This window comes from Subdoligranulum sp. APC924/74 (genome assembly GCF_003324125.1).
In the GTDB taxonomy this organism is placed as follows: domain Bacteria; phylum Bacillota; class Clostridia; order Oscillospirales; family Ruminococcaceae; genus Gemmiger; species Gemmiger qucibialis.
In genome coordinates this window covers 1-3141 of sequence record NZ_PSQF01000162.1, presented here as the reverse complement: position 1 = coordinate 3141, position 3141 = coordinate 1, and the positions used below count along the sequence as shown (strand labels likewise).

3 protein-coding genes are annotated in these 3141 nt (G+C 57.4%); all 3 read right to left on the bottom strand.

Annotated features, from left to right (window positions below; all coding sequences use genetic code 11):
- Positions 1-77: 77 nt before the first annotated feature.
- The gene (locus C4885_RS15830; protein ID WP_158538933.1) at positions 78-1319 is read right to left on the bottom strand and encodes an AI-2E family transporter; all 1242 of its coding nucleotides are present in this window, start codon (positions 1317-1319) and stop codon (positions 78-80) included.
- Between the two features lie 180 nt (positions 1320-1499).
- On the bottom strand, positions 1500-2618 hold the full coding sequence (locus C4885_RS15825) for an AI-2E family transporter (protein WP_114001255.1): 1119 nt from the start codon (positions 2616-2618) through the stop codon (positions 1500-1502).
- 13 nt (positions 2619-2631) lie between these two features.
- Positions 2632-2934, bottom strand: coding sequence for a rhodanese-like domain-containing protein (locus C4885_RS15820; protein WP_114001254.1), 303 nt, complete (start codon positions 2932-2934; stop codon positions 2632-2634).
- Positions 2935-3141: the final 207 nt, after the last annotated feature.

Below are 3141 nucleotides of genomic sequence, written 5' to 3'. Positions count from 1 at the left end.
GTATTATCTGCGCTTTTGGCTTGGCATCTGCCGCACCTCGCTCGCCGTATCGGCACTTAGAATTATGCGGTATTGCCTTAATGCTGCACGGCAGCGGGCTGATTTTCGGTTCCATTCCGGGGCTGAACTTGGTTTTCATTTAACGGCTGTGCGGGTTCTGCCTGCTTCGCCCGCGGGTTTCCTTCGGCATCAATGCCGCGGCGCTCCAGGCACCAGGCGGTAAACTGGCGCAGCAGGCCATAGAATGTGGCAAAAGTAGGCACGCCGACGACCATGCCCACAACCCCCAGCAAGTCGCCGCCGATCACGATGGCCACCAGCACCCACAGGGCCGATACGCCGATGGACTTGCCCAAAATTTTGGGGCCGATGATATTGCCGTCCACCTGCTGGATGGCAATAATCAGAATCAGGAACTTGAGAGCATCAAACGGGTTGACGAACACCAGAATCAGCAAACAGGGGATTGCGCCGATAAAGGGGCCGAACACCGGGATGATGTTGGTAATGCCAACCACGACCGCGATCAGCGGGGCAAACTCGATGCCAAAAATGGTGCAGCAGACAAAAGTCAGCACGCCAATGATGGCAGAATCAATGATTTTGCCGCCAAAAAAGCCTTCAAAATTGTTGTTGGCAAAGCTGCAGGTTTCCAGCACGGTATCTGCAATATACGGCGGGAAAAACGCGTGCACCATGGTGCGCAGCTGGCGCAACAGCTTGTCTTTTTCGGCCAACATGTACACGCTGGAAGCCAGTGCAGTAAAAATATCCACCACGTTGGATGCCACACCGGAAACATACGCCATGATCTGCGGTGCCGAGGATTTGAGCACTTCAGTCAGGCTGTTCATCATGCTTTCGTAATTATCCAGCATTTCGGTTGCCCGGCTCAAATCAAGGCCATAACGGTTTTGCAGCATATCCAGCAGGTTCTGCACATTGGATATGTACAGCGGCAGGTTGGTGAACAACATGGTAATGCTGGAAACGACCTGCGGCACCACCATGGAAACCAACAGCGTGATGATAAGCGCCGCAACAATGTACGCAATCAGGATCGAAAGCCAGCGCAGCTTGGGGTTTTCTTTCATCACATACCGCTGCACCGGGCGCACAATACAGTCCAGCACATAGGCGATCACAATGCCGCTGGCAAAAGGGGCCGCAATATCCAAAAACTTGGCAATGCCGCCGGCAAACACATTCAGGTGCCCCAGCATCAGGTACAGCGCAATGCTGATGGCAATGATCGCCAGCCAGTCAAAAACCGTTTCCGGTTTTTTGTGCATCCAAATATGGTCGTTCTGCTCATTCATACACATTCTCCTGACATAAGGGGCTCTGCCAGCCTGCAAAAACTGTTCTGCCCCTACTTGACCGCCACCGGCGGCACAAACTCTTACAGTTTAATTGTAACATCTAACGGCGGCTTTTCAAGGGGAAAAATCTTAACATTATGCAAACAGTGTGGTGAAATATGTTGCACTGGTTCCGCGCTATGTTTCCCCGCCCGGTTTTGTTTTTTCCCCATCCGGTTCCCTGGGCAGGGCCGCTTTGGCAAGGTTGGCCGCCACCCCCAGTACCGGCACCCCGATGACCATGCCCGGAATGCCGAACAGTCCGCCGCCCACCACAATAGCCGCCAGCACCCACAGGCCGGAAATGCCCGTGGCGCTGCCCAGAATGCGCGGCGCAATAAAGTTTCCGTCCACCTGCTGCACCACCAGAACAATGACCAAAAATTCCAGCGCATGCACCGGCTGGCCGCTGAACAGCAGCAGCGCTGCCCCCGGCACCGCCCCCAGATAAGGCCCCAGCATGGGCACAATGTTGGTAACGGCCACCACCACGCTGATCAGCGGCGCATACGGAATGCCGAACAAAAGCATTAACACAAACGTTTCGCCGCCAACCAATACAGCATCCACCAGCTGTCCGCCAATGTAGCCGCTGAACGTTTTGTTGGCCATGGCAAACACGCCCAGCACGTTACCCGCGGTGCGCGGCGGCAGCGCAGTGCGCAGGGCCAGGCGGGCAGTATGCAGCAGTTCCGCCTTGCCGCACAGCAGGTACACCGAGGCCGCCAACGCCAGAAAACCATTCACCACCTGCCCCGCCGCCCCCATGGCCGCCTGGGCCAACTGCGGGGCCAGGCCGGAAAGGAAGCTTTCCACGCTGCTGCCGGAATTCAGCAGCAGTTCACTCAGGCTGGTGGTATCCACCCCATAGTTTGCCTGCACCAGCTCCAGCAACGCCTGCGCGTTTTCCAGGTAGCCGGGCAGAGCTGCGGTAAAGCTGCCCACGCTTTGCACCAGCTGCGGTACAACCAGCCCCACCAGTGCCGCAACTATACCAAAAAGTGCCAGATACGCCAGCAGGATACCCGGCCCGCGCCGCCCTCCGAACAGGTGGATGGCAAACCAGCGGGCGGGAATATCCAGCACATAGGCCAGCGCCAAACCGCCCTCAAAGGGCGTTGCCAGCCCCAGCAGCACCCGCAACGCAGCCGCGATGGCGGGCAGATACCACACCGCAGCCAGCAGCGCGGCAGCCACCGCAAACAGCATCAGCCAATCCTGCATCGTTTCGGGCTTTCGGTTGTACCAGCGCTTCATGGGCTTCTCCTTATTACCGTGTCAGCGGGCCATCCCAGCAGTTGATAGAGCCAAGGTCGTACACCTGCCGCCCCGCCTGGGCCAGCAGCTCCGCCGCTATGGCGCTGCGCTGCCCGCTGCGGCAGCAGACAATGACCGGGTGGCCGTTGGACGGCAGGTTCGGCAGCTCCTCTTCCAGCCGGTCCAACGGAACATTGCGCGCACTGGGAATATGCCCCGCGGCATACTCTGCCGGGGTGCGCACATCCCACAAAATGGCCCGCTGCTGCATCAGCTGCCGGGCCTGCGCCGGGGTAATGCGGTTTTGGTTTCTCATACAGTTTGCCCCCTTTGTTCAAATTCAAAGCAAATTGTATGCGCCGGGCAAAAAGTTTATGATATAATAAAAACCTGTTTATGATGTTTATGGCAACACCGCACAATTCCCGCCTTACGGCTTAAGCACTGCTCCGGCGGCTGCGGCACGGCATCTGCGTTGCCAAAATGCTCGATAATGTCGGGTTGCGGTACCCGCATCGTGCTT